Source organism: Desulfogranum mediterraneum DSM 13871 (assembly GCF_000429965.1).
GTDB lineage: Bacteria > Desulfobacterota > Desulfobulbia > Desulfobulbales > Desulfobulbaceae > Desulfogranum > Desulfogranum mediterraneum.
In genome coordinates this window covers 113,497-133,345 of record NZ_AUCW01000018.1, presented here as the reverse complement: position 1 = coordinate 133,345, position 19,849 = coordinate 113,497, and the positions used below count along the sequence as shown (strand labels likewise).

General features: G+C 52.5%; 17 protein-coding genes and 2 pseudogenes. 10 read left to right on the top strand and 9 right to left on the bottom strand.

The annotated features are described in order from the left end of the window. Window positions 1-231, bottom strand: a pseudogene (locus tag G494_RS0110025) (IS1380 family transposase); the annotation flags it as partial. Window positions 232-508: 277 nt separating this feature from the next. Then, a pseudogene (locus tag G494_RS22795) lies at window positions 509-1,276 on the bottom strand (IS91 family transposase); the annotation flags it as partial. A 333-nt stretch (window positions 1,277-1,609) separates the two neighbouring features. Here G494_RS22795 and G494_RS0110015 point away from each other — a divergent pair. From G494_RS0110015 to G494_RS0109975, 9 genes are all read left to right on the top strand, one after another. After that, the gene (locus G494_RS0110015) at window positions 1,610-1,924 is read left to right on the top strand and encodes a helix-hairpin-helix domain-containing protein (RefSeq protein ID WP_208597662.1); all 315 of its coding nucleotides are present in this window, start codon (window positions 1,610-1,612) and stop codon (window positions 1,922-1,924) included. After that, window positions 1,851-2,168: an ATP-binding protein gene (locus tag G494_RS28085; RefSeq protein WP_084456654.1), complete on the top strand. Its 318-nt coding sequence runs from the start codon at window positions 1,851-1,853 to the stop codon at window positions 2,166-2,168. The genes G494_RS0110015 and G494_RS28085 overlap by 74 nt, the downstream gene beginning before the upstream one ends. After that, window positions 2,165-2,629: an aminoacyl-tRNA deacylase gene (locus tag G494_RS0110005; RefSeq protein ID WP_028584434.1), complete on the top strand. Its 465-nt coding sequence runs from the start codon at window positions 2,165-2,167 to the stop codon at window positions 2,627-2,629. Before G494_RS28085 ends, G494_RS0110005 begins: the two co-directional genes overlap by 4 nt. A gap of 124 nt (window positions 2,630-2,753) precedes the next feature. Beyond that, window positions 2,754-3,254, top strand: coding sequence for an L-2-amino-thiazoline-4-carboxylic acid hydrolase (locus G494_RS0110000; RefSeq protein WP_028584433.1), 501 nt, complete (start codon window positions 2,754-2,756; stop codon window positions 3,252-3,254). Window positions 3,255-3,524: 270 nt separating this feature from the next. Further along, on the top strand, window positions 3,525-4,385 hold the full coding sequence (locus G494_RS0109995; RefSeq protein WP_028584432.1) for a 4Fe-4S binding protein: 861 nt from the start codon (window positions 3,525-3,527) through the stop codon (window positions 4,383-4,385). A 160-nt stretch (window positions 4,386-4,545) separates the two neighbouring features. Continuing rightward, window positions 4,546-5,742, top strand: a complete 1,197-nt coding sequence (locus tag G494_RS25380; protein ID WP_028584431.1) for a response regulator — start codon at window positions 4,546-4,548, stop codon at window positions 5,740-5,742. Between the two features lie 163 nt (window positions 5,743-5,905). Beyond that, window positions 5,906-6,316: a GFA family protein gene (locus G494_RS26110; protein ID WP_084456652.1), complete on the top strand. Its 411-nt coding sequence runs from the start codon at window positions 5,906-5,908 to the stop codon at window positions 6,314-6,316. A gap of 679 nt (window positions 6,317-6,995) precedes the next feature. Beyond that, window positions 6,996-8,060: a PDC sensor domain-containing protein gene (locus G494_RS25375; RefSeq protein ID WP_051305578.1), complete on the top strand. Its 1,065-nt coding sequence runs from the start codon at window positions 6,996-6,998 to the stop codon at window positions 8,058-8,060. Window positions 8,061-8,076: 16 nt separating this feature from the next. Beyond that, a complete protein-coding gene (locus G494_RS0109975; RefSeq protein ID WP_028584430.1) occupies window positions 8,077-10,605 on the top strand; it encodes a hybrid sensor histidine kinase/response regulator in 2,529 nt (842 codons plus the stop codon). Between the two features lie 597 nt (window positions 10,606-11,202). Here G494_RS0109975 and G494_RS0109970 read toward each other — a convergent pair. From G494_RS0109970 to deoC, 5 genes are all read right to left on the bottom strand, one after another. Then, a complete protein-coding gene (locus tag G494_RS0109970) occupies window positions 11,203-12,072 on the bottom strand; it encodes a DMT family transporter (RefSeq protein ID WP_028584429.1) in 870 nt (289 codons plus the stop codon). A 142-nt stretch (window positions 12,073-12,214) separates the two neighbouring features. Next, a complete protein-coding gene (gene deoA / locus G494_RS0109965; RefSeq protein ID WP_028584428.1) occupies window positions 12,215-13,549 on the bottom strand; it encodes a thymidine phosphorylase in 1,335 nt (444 codons plus the stop codon). A 245-nt stretch (window positions 13,550-13,794) separates the two neighbouring features. After that, window positions 13,795-14,508, bottom strand: a complete 714-nt coding sequence (gene deoD, locus G494_RS0109960) for a purine-nucleoside phosphorylase (protein WP_028584427.1) — start codon at window positions 14,506-14,508, stop codon at window positions 13,795-13,797. Window positions 14,509-14,590: 82 nt separating this feature from the next. Further along, window positions 14,591-15,853, bottom strand: a complete 1,263-nt coding sequence (locus G494_RS0109955; protein WP_028584426.1) for a phosphopentomutase — start codon at window positions 15,851-15,853, stop codon at window positions 14,591-14,593. Continuing rightward, window positions 15,850-16,626, bottom strand: coding sequence for a deoxyribose-phosphate aldolase (gene deoC / locus G494_RS0109950; protein WP_028584425.1), 777 nt, complete (start codon window positions 16,624-16,626; stop codon window positions 15,850-15,852). Before deoC ends, G494_RS0109955 begins: the two co-directional genes overlap by 4 nt. A 216-nt stretch (window positions 16,627-16,842) precedes the next feature. Between deoC and G494_RS28080 the strand changes: the two genes are divergently transcribed. Beyond that, complete coding sequence (locus G494_RS28080) at window positions 16,843-17,157, top strand: DUF504 domain-containing protein (protein ID WP_084456650.1); 315 nt, start codon at window positions 16,843-16,845, stop codon at window positions 17,155-17,157. Window positions 17,158-17,168: 11 nt separating this feature from the next. Here G494_RS28080 and G494_RS0109940 read toward each other — a convergent pair whose 3' ends face one another. Together G494_RS0109940 and G494_RS0109935 are read right to left on the bottom strand one after the other, a co-directional pair. Continuing rightward, window positions 17,169-18,563 (bottom strand): MBL fold metallo-hydrolase RNA specificity domain-containing protein, encoded by a 1,395-nt coding sequence (locus tag G494_RS0109940; protein ID WP_028584423.1) that lies wholly within the window; start codon window positions 18,561-18,563, stop codon window positions 17,169-17,171. Window positions 18,564-18,630: 67 nt separating this feature from the next. Further along, window positions 18,631-19,449: a CheR family methyltransferase gene (locus G494_RS0109935; protein ID WP_028584422.1), complete on the bottom strand. Its 819-nt coding sequence runs from the start codon at window positions 19,447-19,449 to the stop codon at window positions 18,631-18,633. Window positions 19,450-19,849 lie beyond the last annotated feature (400 nt).

Genomic DNA, 19,849 nt, shown 5'->3' with positions numbered 1-19,849 from the left:
ATCGTCTCGCATGGAAGTGATAGCCTCATAGTCACTCTTGCCCAGGCAGAGTAACCCAAGATAACTGCGAAGGATGTCAGGATGGGTGATTACGTTCCGATCGTCCCCTATGGTGCGCTTGGTCGCTTTGGCCAGATCACAGTAACGGTTGATGCACAGCCCCACCAGGGCAAGCCCGGAGTGGCTGGTGTAGGCTTCACTGTCAGATTGCTCAAGGATAAATCGTTTCATTTTTCACCTGCTAAGTGAGTTTTTAGGACAGGTGAACACTTTAATATTATTCTTTGATAATCAACATGTTAATTGCACGGTCATGTGATATTTGTTGGTCGTTTGTCACGGATTAAGGTTTTTTGGGGAATTGTGGTTGAAGCGCAATCCAATGGTTGCACCTATTTCAGGACGCACCTGCCCATTAACCTGTACAGGCTTTAAGAAAAAAACTATTTCATGAATCCTTCCGTCCTCCTTTGCAGAATGAACAGTGAAGCGGTGTCAAAGAGAACCGTTACCCCGGCCTGCTGATATTCCTACGAAATGCCACGATCAACATTGGATCCTTGCAACAGGGACATTTAAACACCGGCCTCGGACGCGGTGCAAACTGTTCGGTTATGACATGCAAAATCAATTGGATGAGAGAGCGTAACCTCTTTGCGTTGCCATGGAGAAGCCCATAGCCTCGCACTCGCCTGAACCCTTTAGGCAACACATGTTGCATCATGAGGTGCAAGAACTCTTCGCCTGGAAGAATACGGAATTTTGTCTCCCCTGACTCGCTTTCAACGTATTTGAATCTGACCTGCTCATCATGACTGGAAACGATATTCTGCTCACTGAGCACTCCACGATAGAGATACCGTGACAGATACTTGAGGGCCTCTCCCCCTCTTTCTACATTGACGCAGTGTGCTACCCATTCTCCGGAGGCTTTTTTGGGGTTGACCAGACCGGCTGCCTGGATTACTGACAGGAAACGTGCTCTAAATACCTTAGCCAGGGCCCTTTCGTTAGAGTGGTATTTACCTTTGAGCTTTTTCCAGTAGCGATTCCGCCTGTCGATATCTCCTCCAGGAATCACTACATGAATGTGGGGGTGATACTCCATACGCCTGATGTTGGTATGGAGCACCATGGTCATGCCGATCTCTGCTCCCAAGTGTTTCGGGTTCAGGCCGAAATCCTTCAAAACCACGGCAACGCACCTAAACAAGAGGCTGTAGATCGTTTTTTGATTACACCAAGCCAGCGGCCTCAGTTCACGCGGCAAGGTAAAGAATCCAAATGACTGCCGTCATGACGGACAGCCCGGGAATAGGCATTAATGGTTGCGTCACTCCTGCCCTGCAGCCTGAACAGTTTCAGGTATCGCTCATAAAGGGTCGCAAATCGTTTTACTTCCGTGGTCTTCGTGCTATACTCCATGACAATGTAAGTGTTCGAAATTAAAGAATTACAAAAGTGAGTTAAATTTTTCCCTGCCGCGAGAGCGGCTTCGTTCAACCAAACGTTTCACCACCTTCCGCTCCGCTCGCTGAAGCTCGACCGGTGAATTCAAGAGGTGAGCGCCTCAGGGAGCCGACCTCTGCCCATCTGGAAAAAAGAAAGAATGCAGGCTGAAAGCAGTCAGGAAAAAATGACAGAAAGAATTGATATCTCTAACTTCAGCGAGATCCCGAATGTCGGGCCGGCAACAATCAAATACCTCAAGATGTTGGGGATCAACAAGCCCTTTGAACTCATTGGCCGGAACCCGTATTCAATGTTCAAGGAATTGTCCGAGATTGCCGGCAAGCAATTTGATCCATGCCTGGCTGATGTGTTCATCTCTGCAGTGAAATTCATGGAAGGTGCACCACCTAAAAAGTGGTGGGAATACACGAAAGAGAGAAAGGCAGAATTTAATAAAAACAAGGATTTTTAATGACAGGATATTGTTGGATGGACCGTACAAAGTCAGCCCTTATGGCCTGGTTAACAAATTCATAGAGGCGCGTGAGGAGCCTATTCTCCGACGGTTGCTCGCTCGATTTCATCGCTATGAATTGCTGATACTCGATGACTCGGCTTGCATCCCCTTCGGCAAAGCGGTGGCTGAGTTGCTGTTCCAGGTGTTGGCTGATCGCCATGAAAAAAAAAGGGAGTGTAAAAGACGAGACAAGAGATGAAAGAATATGAAGAAAAATTAATAGCCTATCTTGAACAGGAAGAAAGTGATGCCGAACATCTTTCATTTGCTCAATCATGTCATTCTGTGGCCGAAGCTGCTGCGGCTGCAGAATGTGATCCTGAGGATGTGGTAAAGAGTATATGCATGATCGATTCAGACAAAAACATGATCGTGGCCATTGTAAAGGGAGAAGACCGTGCAAGCACCTCCCGTGTAGGAAAAGCCCTCAACATAGCCAGACCGCGAACGGCAAGCCCTGAAGAAATTATCGATTACACAGGATTCCCCTGCGGTGGCACCCCCTCATTTGGGTACTCCGCTACATTTGTGGTTGACCCGAAGGTACTCGAAAAAAGTGTAGTGTATACCGGGGGCGGTTCGGCCAGATCGCTGGTCCGCGTCTCGCCAGAAACTCTTCTCAGGCTCAACCAGGCAATGGTGGCTCGGGTTCGAAAATAATCATTCCACTGGAAACAGACAGGAAACATAGATTCTGGCATAATCAAAAGGAGTAACCTGCTTAAGGATTAACCCGCTTAAGCGAGCAGGGGCACGTAATATTGGGCAAAGAAAAGGAACTCCAATGAAAAAATATCTCAGACTCTTTTGCGGCCTCATCGCTGTTTTTCCGCTTATTGTTTCCACAAGACTCCTCTCCATTTTTGTTGGCCAGGATAAAGCTGTAAAGTGTATCGGTCCTCTGGCAACAGCCGGTGCGAAGCGGCTACTGAAGTATTGGGTTCCCAGAGCCAGAAAATCAGACGATTTCGACAGCTTTGCCGCCAGGATGAAGGAGAACTTCTGGCTCTGGAGGCCACTGTACGACATCGAGATACAACGAGAAGAAAAAGATGTCTTTGAGCTCTACATATCCAATTGCCCTTTTTGCGAGATACTGAACAGCTTTGGTCTTTCTACCTTGAGTCGCTATGTGTGCGAGGGTGATTGGGAGATCGCAAAAGAACATCCAGATCAATGGCTCTTCGAGAGAAGCCATCAAATCGGCAGTGGTGATACCTATTGCAACCACACCTACAAGAGAATCATGGAAGACGGTCGATCAAACTCACTGCCTGACCAATAACAACCATTGGCTGGTGACCTCAACCTCTCCCTGAAGCCGGCTTGAATTCCGGACCCCGGTTGCCCAGGGGGCCAGCTTTACCCCGATTGTGGACACTGCGCCGTGTGAGCCGGTGGGCACCATCGCTGCAGGCTTAGCAAGGGTACGGCTCGATATCCAGAGGCAGGGATCCGGGATTTCACCTGGGAATGAATGGGTTGGGAACGGGGTGGCTATCCTGACCGGGTGTGCCCCTCTATTGCAGGGTAAAATTTAATCCTTACTGTCCAGATGAACTCACTCGCCAAAACAACCATCCCCGCAGTTATTGGTACGGTCGTCGGTGGTTCTCTCTATGCAGCCATCGGCTGGTGGGGGTTTTTACTGGTTTTTCCCTGGATCGGCGCTGCTGTCTCCCTTGGTATCCATCTCCAGCAGCGATTAAAAGACGAGAAAAAACTCCTTGGCCGAAAGGTGTGCATCCTGCTCATCCTGCCTGCTTTACTCATGTTTGTTCCCCTTGCCAACAGGGAAAATTTTCAACTGGAGGGTGTTATTCTCATCATCCTGGCCGGCTATTTTTCCAAAGGATTCATTCATTATGCGGTGGCAAAGATCTTTGGCCCCCTGCTCTGGGGTCGGGGCTTTTGCGGCTGGGCCTGCTGGACCGCGGCAGTACTCGATTGGTTGCCCATAACACGGCACAAGAGACCAACTGTTTCTGAAAAGCTTAAAAATATACGTTATCTTTCCCTGTTCCTTTCCATCATCATTCCAGTTGCAGCAATCTATGTTGTAGGTTACGACGTGAAGGGATCCTATATAGGGAAGGCAGAACTCACCTGGATGATGGCCGGAAACCTGGTCTACTACCTTCTTGCCATCTTGCTGGCCTTTTATTTTACAGACCAGAGAGCCTTTTGTAAGATTTTATGTCCGGTATCACTGGTAATGAAGGTTCCGTCCCAGTTCGCCTGCAACAGGAAGCAACCTACCAAGGTGCAATGTATCGAGTGTGGCCTCTGTAACGACAGCTGCCCCATGGACGTAGACGTTATGTCCTATATCACCAGGAAATCTCCGGTTGCTGACACAGAGTGTATCAGTTGCAATAGCTGTAAAGTTCTGTGCCCGGTGAGTGCCATCCGTTAATAACGGTGTTGCCAGAGGGCTAAGGCGGACCGGCTCAATCACCTGCCGCTGAACTCCATTAAAAATAGCACTTTTTTGCTCATGGGAATACTTCTTGAAAATACCCCGCTAACCAACCTGCAATGTGGCTCTATCGGGTTGGGGTGAGGCTTTGGGACCAATGGATATCTTCTTCCCCTACATAGGTATCAGCCTTGTTATCCTGGTTGGTGTAAGCGCAGTCGTCTTCCTGTCAAAATACGGACTCCGCCTAAAGCGATTACGCCACCAGAATCTTGAGGTGGAGTTTTCGGATAATGATGCTCACCCCCCTGATACCGCAAAAAAGAGCGAGATTCTACACCTTGAGCGCAGCAATGTGAGCTTCTTGGCAGCTGCTGTTGCTGATTGCGAAAAGTTGGAGCTTGATCAGGATGCAGTTGTCAGTTTCATCTTAAGAGAAGTTGAGCGACATGCAGTTATGTTCAAGGCATCCTTTCACTCTGTCTCACTCATCTTCTCCGGCTACCTTTTATTCCTTTCCTGGGACATGATGCATGTTTCAGTCGAGAGAATACTCCCAAGGACGGAAGCTTATCCCCTGAGCGACTCATGGAACCGTTGCCTGTCCCTATACCGCCAGGCGACTTCCCTGCCCTACCGACTCCAGGGAAGTGTACGATTTCGTCATCCACCGGAGCTCAGGCGTTCTATTGAGCATTACAGGAAACTCGTTGCAGTGATGAAAGATTTTTCACTGTTGGTGAAGATCAGATATCCGGAAATAGAGGCCCGGATACGTGATTTAGAGCAGGCCTTTTCCGAACTGGAGTTCGTTGCCTCTGTCGGCGACCTGCCCGCTGCTGCGATCAAGATGGAGGTTTTGCTCTCATCGACACATAAAGTTTTAATAGACTATGCACCGGCACAAGAGGGGCATGTACAAGTGAGAGAGCGGGAAATAGTTGAGTCACCCCCAGAGCTAGCCGGTGGGATTTCAGTCCTTGTCGTAGATGACCATCAAATTTTCAACATGGGGATCAAGGTGATTCTGGAAAAGGAGGGGCTCAACGTGGTAACGGTCACCAGCCCTTCCCGTGCCCTGCTCTATTTGGTTGAAAGATATTTTGATATCGTGGTAACGGATTTCACCATGCCGGATATCAATGGTCGGGAGATCGCATCTTCCGTTAAGGCCGCTTCACCAGAGACGGAAGTTATCATGTTAACCATGCACAGAGAGTCTAATATCAAGTTCGAAGCCACAGAACAGGTCCCATGGGATAGATTTTACAGGAAGGAAGAGCTTGAAGATGAGTTCATGGGACACATACGTACAATTGTCAAAAAAAAGAAAAGAGCTCATACCCTATTATAACAGCGTATTGCAGCCTACTTTTTTCGGATGACTGAGCCAGCCGATCCAGAGGTTCTGTTGATGCCGAGACCCTAAACCATGCTGACAGGGATTTTTTTTGTGCTCAACGGATTCTGGTCTTTCAAGATCAAAACAGTGATCATTGTTCAATCGGGAAAATCAAATGAGTACATTTAGCGGTGCTTGCCTCTGTGGCAGGATACGATACGAAGTAAGCGGTGAGCCACCCACCTCCTACTCCTGTCATTGCCGAGACTGCCAATACATCACCGGAGGCGCGCCCAACAGCGCCATCTATATCCCCAAGGCCGTGCTCACCCTGAGCAAGGGGGAACCTTCATCTTACCGTTCCAGATCCGATTCCGGAGCTGAAAAGACTCTTTTTTTCTGCGGGAATTGCGGTACCCACTTGTTTGGTGAGAGCGAGCTGTTCCCGGGTGCCCTTGTTTTGAAGGTGGGGAGCCTGGATGATCCGGGCGTGTTTCAATCCACCATGAGTGTCTGGGTCTCCTCTGCGCAGGCCTGGCATTATATAGACCCAGACCTGCCAAGACATGACAAGGCACCGGCCTGAGCGAGTTCATCCCCTCGTGAAACCTAGGGTACTACCCAGATGAGCGAGGATGCATCAATCGTTTCTAACAAATCTGTTTCCAGGGAACCAGGCCCAGATATTCAGGCGTTGCATGTCAAGATCGGTCAACTGACCCTTGAGAATGATTTTTTAGATCTCCATCAGCTCGTCTGATATGGGGTGCATTGTTGTTCTGGTAGACAGTTCTAGGTATTTCGATGTATATAAGCTAAGGTAATACTACAGTGTAGGAGTATATGGTTCAGCAATTCATGGATGCCGCCCAAACGATTGCCTCGTCAACTGCTATAAAATAAAGCAGCTGACTTCAATGAAAGCTACAACTCGTCCGAAACGAAGAAAACAGGGTATGCCAACACCTGAATGCCGATGCTCTTTTTTCAACCATGCATGGCGGGTTCAGCAAGGTCTGGGATCATCGTTCCGGCAAAGTACAACATACCCTTGCCCATGCTCTCATCTCCGGTTTTGCCATGTTTTAACTCAAGCCCCCATCCCTGCTTGCCTTTGACGAGCGAAGATCCGACGAACCCCCCAATCTCAAAAGTCTCTATGGCATGGGCAGTATCCCCTCTGAGAGGACCATGCGTGAAATTTTGGCTGGAGTTCCCCCCGATAACATCAGGCCCCTGTTCAAAGCTGCATTCTGCAGAGTGCGATGCCCCTGAAGATTCATAATAAACCGATGGTGAACATGATGAATTTATCAATTTCAACGATCAAAATAGTGGTCATCGGTATCTCCTCCGTCTTAATTGGTCTTACCGGATGTTCATCGAATCAAAATAAAGAGACTGAATCGGCTGCGGAGCTCAAGAAAATAGCCGATGCTATCAACACTGATTTTCTAAAGATTCGGGATGAGGCAAAGCAACTGGCTCTCTATGTCCAGCAATTATATACGCCGGAAAAAAGAAACAAAGCCCTGCAAAGAGCAAATCCATCCAAATACCGGCTATCGGAAAAAGGGATTTTGTACAAACCGGTGGATGATGGCTATTCTGCGGTTTTTGTTTCCGGCCATATCCCGGTAGACAACTCCATAAAAGAAATAGTTTATTTCACCGAACCGCTTGATCAGAAATTTAAGGAAATCATTCAACAGTATCCGGAAGTGGCGCAGGTCTACTATAACGATAAGAATTCCTATAACAGGATTTACCCATTCTTTGATGTGCTTACCCAGTATGAACCGAAAATGAATATCCCGGATTTCAATTTTTATTATCTTGCAGATGCACAGTACAATCCGAAAAAAGAGGCAGTATGGGTAGATGAGCCGTACGTGGATCCGGCAGGAAGGGGGTGGATGGTGTCGGCCATCGCGCCTGTTTACCTCAACGATGCTCTTGAAGGGGTTCCGGGGCTAGACGTCACGGTCTCCACAATCACCAATCGTTATATCGCCAAGACCCGACATCCGTATGTAATACTCGATGCAAACGGAATAGTCGTTGCCATGAACGAATCCTTAACCGGAATACTCTCGTTGCCCAAACTTGAAGATCACACCTACTTGAAAACCATAAAAGAAGATACCTATAGAACCGAAAATTTTAATCTGCTGAAAAGCAAATCCAAAATCATTCGACAGGCAATCACCAGGATATACAACAAGGGAGAAAAGAAAATAATGATACAAAAAGACAATGTCCGTATCACCATCCTTGCCGAGGAAATTCCCGAACTCAACTGGCGCCTTCTCCTGGTTCTAAAAAACTAAGCGATAAAAAGGGGTTATGGTCAAGATCTCATTTAAGCTCACAGTTGTTTGCGTTATTGCTCTTCTGCTGTCAATTGTCTACAACTACTTTGCCATCCTTGCCGACGTCAAGACCAACTCACTGAACTTGCTGCAAAAAAATGCCGCGACCAGCGGTCTTGCACTGGAAAGGTTGACCTCCGAGTTCGATGACGATCTCAATCATCTGATCACCACCGGCAAGATAGAGTTATTTCTCAGCGGTCGTGAGATCGATAGCACCACTCTCACCGACACCAAAAGGTTTTATTCAAAGTACAAGAATCTGATAGACTCGATCAGGATTGGTAACACCAAAGTTTACAGAGTAATAACTCATTCTAATCTCAACTATTTTGAGATTTCTCCCTTAAAAGAAACAGCGGTCGACGATGAAAGAACGACCGCAGGTAGAGGAAAGGTTGAGACCTTTACCGTCAGTTACCAGAAAAGGCTTGATAATATTGTCGGCAGCCCTGCAGAGATAGAGCTTGTTGTTAACGTTCCACGTGTCGTACGAAAGGAACTCAATAAATATTACACCATGAGTCACTCATGGTATTGGCTCATCAACAGTGACGGGAGAATAGTAACCTCGGTTTATTCAGAGGCCGATGTTGACAGCACAGATATTGTCGCGAGTGGGTTGGCTAAGATTGTTGATGACGTGGTGAATAATTATCAGGGAACAATAGAGCACGAAATCACAGGGAAAGAAACATTTCAGTTGCTCACCGCCTATTTCCCCATAAGCCTGTTTAATAAACGTTACGGTGTGCTGTTTTCAGCCGATAAGGGGTATATCTTTAAGTCTGTTATCAAGAGAACCATCATCATCACCGCCTGCTTTATCGGGGTGATAATCCTTGTTGTCGCCTCTTTTTCTTTCATTATTCGCCGGCAAAATCAGATGAAATTACTGCTCAAGGCGGCCAAGGAGCAACTGGAAGACAAAGTCAGAGAACGGACGGCTGAGCTGCAGGAAAGTGAAGAGAAGTATCGTCTGATTTTTGAGCGATCGGAGGATCCGATGCTGCTCATCGACGGTGAGCATTTCATCATGGCGAACCAGGCAACGGCACGGAGTCTTGGATATGAATCAAAAGAGGATGTGATAAACGTTCATCCATCAGAGCTTTCTCCGGAAATTCAGCCAGACGGTACATTATCGCTGCAGAAGGCGGATGAAATGATGGCAGCGGCATTTGCCAAAGGCTACCATCGTTTTGAATGGCAGCATAAACGTCGAAACGGTGAGCATTTTTCCACTGAAGTCTCCCTGACCAGAATTCCCTATGATCAACATGAGGCACTGCTCTGTCTCTGGCGGGATATAACCGAACGTACTCTGGCCGAAGAAAAGAGATTGCTGCTTGAATCTCAACTACAGCAATCGCAAAAAATGGAGGCCATCGGATTAATGGCCGGTGGTGTGGCACATGATCTGAATAATATTCTTGCTGGGGTGGTAGGGTATCCTGAAATACTTTTGATGAAATTACCGGCAGACAGTGAACTGAGAAAACCACTTGAGGCGATAATGGACTCCGGCCAGAGAGCTGCCGCTGTCGTTACCGATCTCCTTACCATATCCAGGGACGCCGCCAGTGCGAGGGAGGTGAAAAATTTAAATCTATTAATCAGCGAGTATTTTACCTCGCCGGAGTGTGAAAAGCTGAAGTCTGTCTACCCTCTGGTTACCTTTGGCCATGAACTCGAGGCCGAAGCTCCCCACATATCCTGCTCACCGGTCCATATCAAAAAATGTCTGATGAATCTGTCGACCAACGCCGCAGAGGTAATCAACGGTCCAGGAAAGGTCACTATTTCCAGCCATATCGTTCGATTGGATCAGGCCGGCGCCGATGGACTCAAACTGCAAACAGGGGAATACGTGGTTCTCAGCGTTGAAGATACCGGATCCGGTATCTCCGGGTCGGACCTTGAGCATATCTTTGAACCCTTTTACAGTACAAAGGTCATGGGAAGGAGCGGTACCGGACTCGGCCTGACAGTTGTCTGGAATACTCTCTTGGATCACAACGGAACTGTTCAGGTAAAAAACAGTAGGCAGGGGGCCTGCTTTGAACTCTACTTTCCGCTCAGCACCGACAAGATAACAACGGTTGAATCGCAATCCGATTCGGCGCAGATGGGAAGTCGCGGTGAACATATTCTTGTTATAGACGATGAACCACACCTAAGAGACATTGCAGCGCAGATGCTGGAATCTCTTGGATATAGGGTTGATACAGTGGGTTCCGGTGAAGCGGCGATCGATTTTCTCTCTCAAGAAGCGGTTGATTTACTGGTTATCGATATGTTGATGGAACCGGGAATGAACGGTCGCCAGACATACGAGAAGGTACTTTCCATTCATCCCCACCAGAAAGCGGTCATTGTCAGTGGATTTTCCATCAGTGAAGACGTGAAGGCGGCTCTTCGCTTAGGGGCGGGGGGATTTATCAAAAAGCCGTACACAAGAGGCATGCTTGCTCAGGCTGTCAGGGGGGCTTTGGACAGTTGAGGTGTAAGCTTTTGTACTCATCAGGCAACATGCTTGTTCCCCACCTGTACGCACTGGGAAGAACGTGCATGACTCTTTAGGCCACCTTGAAAAAATAAGCCTTTTCTTCCAATCTCGGCGTTGCGCTCAAAACTTTATCCCCGGAATATCAAACATATGCCTACGGTAAAATTTATCGCGCGCCTTGACCTTGATCGAAAAATCGAATTTTCAAGGTACCCTCTTTATCCCTAGCAGCATCATTTATAGGCAGGCGAGAGAAATATACCGTGTCGTGATGGAGTGTGATAATCCTTCAATTGATGAACCATATCAGTCCATTTACCTGGGACAGCGTTATATTATATGGGGAATACCCTCGGTGTTAGCTCAGAATCTGGTTGCGTTTTACAATTTCCTTAGCATCCATTTCCGCACGAATCTGGGTGGTACCCCAACCTGAGCAGAGATGTTAGACCGGTCCATTTCTAGGAGATGCCGGTACCCCTCTCCCCTCTTCTTCTTTCCACCGGACTTTTTCCGGATACAGGCATGGTTCCGACTTCGTTCGGGCCACATGCCCAACTCGACGCTCCCCCGGGATCACTCTCCTCCAGTTCACAGCCCCTTGAGTGAAATAAGGGTTGCCCCGGCAACCATCAGAGCGGTCCCTGTGAGCCGGTACCACAGGTTTTCTTCGGCAAAGAAGATCCCTCCGTAGAGGACCCCGAAAAGGATACTCATCCGTTTGATGGAAATCATATACACCGCCTTGGTCAAAGATATGGCCCAGCCGTGACAGATCAGGTGGGTAAAGAACAGTACTCCTGCTATACTTCCTGGTCCCGGTCGGGAGAGCACCCTGGCCACCCTGCCCTTTACGCTGAGCTCCATGACCAGCAGGGTCAGGCTGTTTAAGCTCAGGAAAAAGAACAGGGTGAAAAACAGCACCGAGGAATGGAGGATCGCCTTTTTACCGAGTACCGCGGCAAGACTGTACATAACGGCAACCAGCAGCATGATCATGGACCCTCTTTCTTTGAACAGGGATCTGAACGGGGCCAGGAGCGTATAGCCAGAGGGATTGATATTGAGCACATAACTGCCCGTGACGATGATCCCGACCCCCACTGCGCCCCAGAGGTTGGGCAGTTCTCCCAGAAAGAGAAAGCCGGTGCCGAACATGAAGGCAGGGGTGAACGAGAGGTAGGGAAGGGTCAGGCTCAGCGGTGAGATCTGGATGGCCCGCATGTGCAGGAAAAAGGCCACCCCGTTGAGGGGCAGGGAAACCAGGAAACACCACCAAAAGGTTCTATCCAGCTGGGGGATGGTCACCCAGAAAAGCGCCACCCCAAGCAGGGGCAGGCTGTAGAGCATGGGAAAGGCCAGCATCTCAGCGGTGGAATAACTGGAGAACTTGTATTTAACCCAGCTGTCCTGGGAGGCACTCGCCAATGCCGTCACCAGGGCAAGGGTAAACCAGATCATAATCTTTTTCCGTTGTTATGTTAAGGTCCGCTGAGGAGAGTCGGGGTATCCGAGGCTGCAGCCATCCCTGGGTGAAGAGAAGATGACCCTGCCTGCTGAAAAACAGACCATCGCCGCGTATATTCGTGCAAACAAGCCCCTCCTAGCAGGCATCCTCCAGGCAGATCCTCTCTACGAGCTGCGGCTGTTGCAGAGGAGCCGCTGAACCGATCACCATCGCCCGGCGGATGGCCTGCTCCGCTTCCAGAAACTGCTGCTCACTGCGCGCATGGACCAGGGCCAGCGGCCTATGGGCATCGGCCTGCTCACCCAGGGAGATCATCTCGCTGAGCCCCACCCCGTAATCAAGAGCAGCAGAGGCGCTGCACCGCCCACCACCCATGGCGACCACCACCATGCCCAGCGCACGGGTGTCCATCGCCTGCACCACTCCAGCCATAGGGCTGTAGACCGGGCGGATGATCTCTGTGGGTTCAAGGTAGCTCTCAATCCTCTCGATAAAATCGCTGGGCCCGCCTAAGGCTGCAACCATCTGGGCAAAAAGCTCTGCAGCCCTGCCGCTATCGAGGACTGCCTCCAGTTTTTCCCGGCCTTTGCCAGCATCGACAGCGATTCCGGCCAGCACCAACAGTTCCGTCGCCAGTGCCATGTTGACCTGGTGGAGCCGGGAGTTTCGATCGGCCCCTCTCAGGTAGCGTACGGCCTCACGGACCTCTAGCCCTGTACCGGCGCTGGCGGCCAGCACCTGATCCATACGGGTCAAAATCGCGCTGGTTCGGCAACCCGCGCCATTGGCAACGGAAACGATACTCCTGGCCAGCTGCCCTGCCTCTGCCTGGTTTGCCATAAAGGCACCGTTTCCGGTCTTGACGTCCATCACCAGACCATCGAGGCCGGCTGCGAGTTTTTTTGCAAGGATCGAGGCGGTGATCAGGGGGATCGACTCCACAGTGGCGGTCACATCGCGGATGGCATACAAGCGTCGATCCGCAGGGGCGAGCTCGCCGGTCTGACCGATGATGGCCACCCCGACCTCTTTCACCACCTGGCGAAAACGGCTGATATCCGGGGAGGTATCATAGCCGGGGATGGCATCCAGTTTATCCAGGGTCCCACCGGTATGGCCCAGGCCACGACCGGAGATCATGGGAACATAGCCGCCGCAGGCAGCGATCATCGGCGCCAGGACCAGTGAGACCAGGTCACCGACCCCACCGGTGGAGTGTTTGTCCACCACCGGGCCGTCAAGCTCCTGATCAGCCCACTCAAGGACCGTGCCGGAGTCGCGCATGGCCATGGTCAGGTCGATCGCCTCATCCGGGCTCATCCCCTGAAAATAGATTGCCATGGCAAGGGCGGCGATCTGTCCCTCTGAGATGGAGTCATCGCTGAGGCCCTGGACAAAAAAATCAATCTCAGCCCGGCTCAGGGGGGCTCCATCACGTTTCTTGCGGATTATCTCCTGGGGCAGGTACATGCGGCCTCCTCACCACTGTGCTGGCTTGGGTTGGTCCGGAGGGAGTTCAGCTTGTGGGCAGTGTGCACCAGAACTACTGCCCCAGGCCCTGGGGTGTTGACAAGAGCCCCCTCGCCTTTTTGCGTGCTTTATCAATGCATTATCAGCATGTTACCAGTCGCGCTGCCTGCACCAGGGCGCTCGCCTGCCTTGAGCTTGAGGGCTTCTTGAAGCTTCTTGAAGAGAGTATCGCACTCATCAGGATATCATTCGACTGCCAGCGCGGTCTCCAGTGCGATCCGCAGCATCCTGTCAAAGCCGGTCTGACGCTCCTGGAAGGTGGCTCTTTCGCCTGTGGCGATATGGTCTGATACCGTGAGCAGACAAACGGCCTTGGCAGCGAACTCTGCGGCTACCCCGTACAAACCGGCAGCCTCCATCTCCACGCCCAGGATGTTGTACTTCTCCATCAGCTCAAAGATCTCCGGTTCCGGCGTATAAAAGAGATCAGAGGTAAAGACGTTGCCTATACGCACCGGGATGGCCAGTGCCTCTGCTGCGGAAACAGCCTTGCGCAGCAGCTCAAAGCTTGCCAGGGCCGCAAAATCGTGGCCCTTAAAACGAACACGGTTCACCTTGGAATCGGTGCTTGCCCCCATGGCGATGATCACATCCTCCAGCTTGATTTCCGTACCTACCGCGCCGCAGGATCCCACCCTGATCAGATTCTTCACCCCATATTCACGGATCAACTCGGTGGCATAGATGGAACAGGACGGAATCCCCATGCCGCTGCCCATCACGGAGATCGATTTCCCCTGGTAGCTGCCGGTAAAGCCGAGCATGTTGCGCACGTCGCTCACCAGTTTGGCCTCTTCCAGGAAGGTCTCTGCAATATAGCGGGCCCGCAGGGGATCGCCGGGCAAGAGGACGGTTTCGGCAAAGGCACCGGCCTGGGCATTGATGTGTGGAGTAGTCATGGGTTTCCTAGGGCCATGGCCCAGATTGGTGGTTTATCGGGAAGCCGCTTTCTTCAGCAGAAGCGCAACAGCAGGTGTCTCATCAGGGGGAGAAAATCTGCTCCATAAAGCTGGTTCCATGGTCGAGTGCGGCCAGGCCCTGATGGGCAGCGACAGACTGACCGATATCGGCAAAGGTCCCACGCCTCCCCAGCGGCCCCGGCCGGATCCTGTGACCGTAGCAGATCACCGGGATATGCTCCCGGGTATGATCTGTCCCTGGCCAGCTGGGGTCACAACCATGGTCTGCGGTCAGGATCAGAAGATCATCCTCTGCCAGGAGCTCGATCATTTCCGGCAGGCGTTGGTCAAAATATTCCAAGCCCGCGGCATAGCCGGCCAGGTCGCGGCGATGACCGAAGTCCGCATCAAAATCAACGAAATTGGTGAAGATGATCGAGGGCTCGGTTGCAGCGCGCAGGGCAGCCAGGCTGGCAGCAAACAGGCCTTCAAGTCCGGTGGCCTTCACCGCCCTTGTGATGCCCCGGCCGGCAAAGATATCGTTGATCTTGCCGACAGCGACCACCTCGCCGCCGGCGGCCTGCATCCTGTCCAGCAAGGTTGGTGCCGGCGGCGCCATGGCATAATCATGGCGGTTGGCGGTGCGTTGATAGTTGCTGCTCCCGGTGCCGATGAAGGGACGGGCAATCACCCGCCCTATCTGATACGGATCTACCAGTTCCCGTGCTATCTCAGCCAGCTGGTAGAGCCGCTCCAGGCCAAAATGTTCTTCGTGGCAGGCGATCTGGAAGACACTGTCGGCCGAGGTGTAGAAGATCGGCTTACCGCTGGCCACATGTTCGGCTCCCAGCTCTTCCAGGATGGCGGTGCCCGAGGCCTGACAGTTGCCCAGGTATCCAGGCAGCCTGGCCCGTTCTACCAGGGCAGCCAGCAGTTCTTGGGGAAAACTGTTCTCCTGCTCTCTGAAATAGCCCCACTCAAAGAGGACCGGCACGCCGGCAAGCTCCCAGTGGCCACTTAAGGTGTCCTTACCGGTGGAGAGCTCCCGGGCATAGCCATAGGCCGCCTCAGCTTGGACCGAGGCATCCAGGCCCAGGGGGAATGAGCCGGAACTTTCCAGGCAGGCGTGTCCCAGGCCCAACCGGTTCATGTTCGGCAGGTGCAGCAAACCCGTACGCCCATCCTCGGCTGCACCCCGGGCGCACCCCCCGGCGATATGGCCCAGGGTATTGGCGCCCTGGTCGGTAAAGCGCTCTTTGCTCCGGCTGATACCGGCAAACTGAGCCCCATCCTCGGCTCCCCCTATGCCCAGGGAGTCCAGGAGGAGAATGATCGTCCGTTTCATCGGCATCCTCGGCCGCCTCCAGCCTGCTGGTCCAGGTTCAGGGTGGCCAGCAGGTCGGCCAGCAGGCTGGAGGCACCGAAACGGAAGTGCTGGCTCGTGATCCAGGCCTCACCCATGAGCTGTGCTGCCAGTTCCAGATAGTCCCTGGCAACCCCCACCCTGCTGATCCCACCGGCTGCCTTGAAACCCACGGCCGGATTACGCTCTCTGATCGTTTCCAGCATCAGAGCCGCGGCCTCCAGGCTCGCGTTGACCGCGACCTTGCCGGTGGAGGTCTTGAGAAAATCGGCTCCAGCAGCAATGCAGATTTCAGCGGCGCTCCGGATAAGCTCCGCTCTCTTCAACTCTCCGGATTCAATGATCACCTTAAGGAGCACCTCCTGACCACAGGCCGCCTTACAGGCCTGCACCATCTGGTAACCGATATCATCCCTGCCGGCCAGCAAGGCCTGATAGGGAAAGACCAGGTCCACCTCGTCGGCCCCGTAGGCCCTTGCAGCCCGGGTCTCTGCAAGGGCAATCTCCAGGTCATCTCCACCATGGGGGAAGTTGCTGACCGTGGCAATTTTTATCCGGGAAGTTCCGTTGGCAAGCAGGGTCTTGCGGGCAAGGGGAATAAAACGGGGATAGATACAGACCGCGGCAGTATCGCCTGCGGGGGTGTGGGCAGCCCGACAGAGGGCGACCACCTTTGCGTCGGTATCGTCATGGTTGAGCGTGGTCAGGTCCATCAGGCCAATGGCCCGGGTCGCTGCTTGCTGGAGATCCATTATTGTGCTCCTTACCAGATAAACTATGGGCCACCTTGAAAAATGGCCTTTCCTTCCAATCTTGGCGTTGCGCTCAAAATTTTATCCTCGGAATATCAAACATATGGCTGCGGCAAAATTTATCGCATGCCTTAACCTTGATCGAAAAATCTCATTTTTCAAGGTACCCTATGGACAGGGATCTGTGTACCGGGGAAATTCGCCTCAGCCAGAGCTTGAGTGGTGGGGTGTCTTATACTATCCTATGAGCTATCAAGGAGGCAGGGCAAGGGAAATTGCCATGCGCCACCCATTCGCAAACTGTTGAATCGCATCCGCTGGAATCTTTTCTGGATACCCTACAGGCTCGGCTATTACCACCGGATAGAGCAGACCATTGTGCTGGTTTCGCTGAAACAGCTTCATCTTGAACCAGGTACTCATTTTTCCATGGAAGTGGTTGATTCCACCGGTGCGTTGCACCTGGTACCCTTGCACCGGATCAGACAGCTCTACCGGGATGGTGCGCTCATCTGGGAACAACCCCTTGATTGATCGTTCATCGATCATTCATGCGCCAGCAGATCCAGGACCTCACCATACTGCGGGCAAGAGACCCTGGCCCGGAGCCTCTCCAGTTGCTGCTGCAGCGCCCGTCGCGCCTCCTCTTCACCGTGGATCAACGAGACAGCCGGCCCTGCCGGGAATGTCTGATACCACCGGATCAACTCCTGCTGATCGGCATGGGCCGAGAGACCACCGATGGTATGGACCCTGGCCGCCACCTCGAACTGACGCTCTCCCAGTGAGATCGACCTCACCCCGTCCACCAGGGCGCGCCCCAGGGTTCCCTGGACCTGAAAACCCACCATCGCCAGATGACACTCCCGGCGCCAGACATTGTGGCGCAGGTGATGGCGGATCCGGCCGCCATCACACATGCCGCTGCCGGCGATGATCAGGGCTCTGGAGTGGATCTGGTTGATCTCCATCGACTCTTCTGCCGTACGGGTAACACGCAGATTCGGCAGGATAAAGGGAGAGCGGCTCTGCCGCCAGCATTGCGCTGCCTCCGGATTGTAGAGCTCCAGATGGTGACTGTAGAGCTCGCTCACCTTGGTGGCCAGGGGGCTGTCGAGGAAGATCTTCCAGTGGTCCAGGCCCCAATCCCGGTAATGACGGTTCAGGGTGTAGAGGAGGTCCTGGGTACGGCCAACGGCAAAGGAGGGGATGAGGAGATTGCCCCCATCTTCAGCGGTCTGGTGGAGGATGCTCCCCAATTCATCCCAGCTGCTCTCCCAGGAGGGGTGGTTCCGGTCGCCATAGGTGGACTCCATCACCACCAGATCCGCCTCTGCGAGGCGGGCCGGATTACACATCACCGGGGCCCTGCGGCGGCCCAGGTCACCGCTGAAAACCAGCTTGCGCCGGGTCGTACCGAACTGCAACCACAACTCGATGATGCTGGAGCCGAGGATATGACCGGCATCACGGAGGCAGAGCTCAACGCCAGGCAGAATCTTCCGGCGGTCGTCGTAGCCCAGCGGATGGAAGGCGTGTACGGCCTGGTCAGCATCCTTTACCGTGTAGAGGGGGGTGATGGCGGGCTGCTCCCCCCCCTGGCGACCGGCCCGCTCCGCCTTTTGCTCATTGATGCGGGCAGAGTCGTTGAGCATGATCCGACAGAGATTCCGGCTGGCGTAGTGGGCATAGATGGGGCCTCTGAAACCGGAGCTCACCAGCAGCGGGAGCCTGCCCGAATGATCGATGTGGGCGTGGGTCAGGATTATGGCATCGATCTCCTTTGGCTCAAAAGGAAAGGGAGCGCGGTTTCGTGCCTCCTCCTCGGCAGAGCCCTGAATCAGTCCGCAATCGATGAGGATCTGCAGGTCCCCAACCCTTAAGAGTGAGCAGGAGCCGGTGACCTCGGCGGTTGCCCCAAAAAATTGTATCTCTAACATTCTGGCTCCCTGTGATGAACCCCGGTTGAGCAGCGCAGCGCCAATACACTCTCCCTAAAAACCACGATCATGCTGTCTTCCGATAGATTCGTACTTTTTCAGACCAGACCCTCAAGCCGCTGAGTTCTGCGGGCAGCTGTTCATGAATACCAATCACCAGGGCCCCTCCTGTTCTCACAACCCCTGTTAGTCGGCCAAGCAACTCAGATTGCAGCTCCTCCTGATAATAGGTGAAGACCAGGTTGCGACAGAGTACCAGGTCGAATCGTTCCGAGGGCATGGCCTCGCGTACATCCTGGACCATAAACACGGTATCTGCACGGTACGCTGCCTTAAGACAATAATCATCTCCCTGGCGCGTAAAGGCTCGTTCCCGCCATTTTCGGGGCAGATTTTTTACACTGCCAAGGGGATAACAGCCGCGGCGGGCCCGGCGGACCATATCCGGATTGGCATCAGTGGCAACAATCTGCAGACCCAGTCGGGGAAAGCGTGTCTGCAGGCCCAACTTCCAGATAATAGCCACCGTATAGGGCTCTTCACCGCAACAGCAGCCCACGCTCCAGACCTTCAGGCAGTGATCACCCCGGGACATTGCCTGCTCAGCCAAGCTTGGCAGCACCTCCTGCTCGAGAAAGGTGCACATCATCCGGTCACGATAAAAACGGGAGATCGTTACCCGGCTCATTTCGTCCAGTACCTCCCATTCCTCCGGATGTGCTGTCAGGAAGCCTTGATAGTCGTCCACCGTCTCCAAAGCCAAGGAGCTTAATCGCCGTTGCAGGCGCTTACACACCTGTGCCCGAACCTTACGAAAGCCGGGCCAACGCAGCTCCAGTTGGGGCAAGGCCCACTGGAGAAAGCGGACACACTCTTCATCCCGCATGGTCGTACTCCGCTCCTGGTACTTGTAACAACAGGCAGTGATGCACCAGCCTAAGACAGGCTTTCATTGCACTTCCACCGATATCCGTTCCCTCCCGATGCCTCTCTGAAGGCCTCTCTCCTCGCCGGCAGGGGGCGAAAGACGAAACGAGTCGTCAATCAGACTGAAACGACCTCTTTTTTCTCCTTCGAAAAAAAAACTGTTCCCCGGATTATCCCAAAGTATCAGTTCTTCCCGCTCGCCAGCACTGACCATTTTCCGGGACAAAAGGTGATCTTAATTCCTGATCGTTCCCCTCTCTTTCGCCAGCTTATGGGTACATTGAAGAATTATATAGTTTGATCAAGAATACAGCATGGGGAAGACTTGATCGCAGGCATTCAACTGATATCCCGGACTA